This is a genomic window from Centipeda periodontii DSM 2778, assembly GCF_000213975.1.
GTDB lineage: Bacteria > Bacillota > Negativicutes > Selenomonadales > Selenomonadaceae > Centipeda > Centipeda periodontii.
The window spans coordinates 2,027,842-2,028,565 of the sequence record NZ_GL892076.1; the positions used below are offsets into that span (position 1 = coordinate 2,027,842).

A 724-nucleotide genomic window follows, 5' to 3' on the forward strand; every position below is an offset into this window, starting at 1 on the left:
CGCAGAACTTTAACTTTCATGGTTTATCACGAAAGTCATCATCTTGTGATGTAAGGTATTTTCGCTTTATCCTAATTTGCTTGGGAAAATCTTTTAGTGTGGAAAACTTCATGACATGAGTACACAAAGTCTCCCTTGTTTTAGATTTTCTTGTTTCTTCTGTGCAGTTTTCAGTGAACAATATAAATGGTGGGCCTAAGTAGACTTGAACTACTGACCTCACGCTTATCAGGCGTGCGCTCTAACCAGCTGAGCTATAGGCCCATGATAGGCGCGAATGCAAGATCTTTGCAGCTAACTGTGTCATGCTATCAAATTCTGCGGTCGACGTAATTGCCATTACGACTCCCTTGATTTTGCTATCATTCCTTGTTATCCATCAAAGCTTTTGCTTCGCTTAGTATTACCTACAAAGGCGAGATTTTTGTGTATGGCTTCGTCATGCAGTCGAATCCTGCGGTCAACGTACCTTTCAGTACGCCTCCCTTGGATTCTCCTTTATTCCTTGCCCCTACGCAAAACTTTCGCTTTGCTTAGTGCACCCTAAATCGAAGTTGCCTTAGGTTGTAAGGTATTCGTATTTTAGGATTACATTCAAGAAAAATGGTGGAGACGAGGAGAATCGAACTCCTGACCCCCTGCTTGCAAGGCAGGTGCTCTCCCAGCTGAGCTACGCCCCCATTTCAGGATGGATGCGCCCTCAAAACTAGACAATGCAAAACTA

At 43.5% G+C, this 724-nt stretch carries 2 tRNA genes; both read right to left on the minus strand.

What is annotated here, in order from left to right:
• Positions 1 to 187: 187 nt before the first annotated feature.
• Positions 188 to 264 (minus strand) — tRNA-Ile (locus tag HMPREF9081_RS09215).
• Positions 265 to 604: 340 nt separating this feature from the next.
• A tRNA-Ala gene (locus HMPREF9081_RS09220) sits at positions 605 to 680 on the minus strand.
• Positions 681 to 724: the final 44 nt, after the last annotated feature.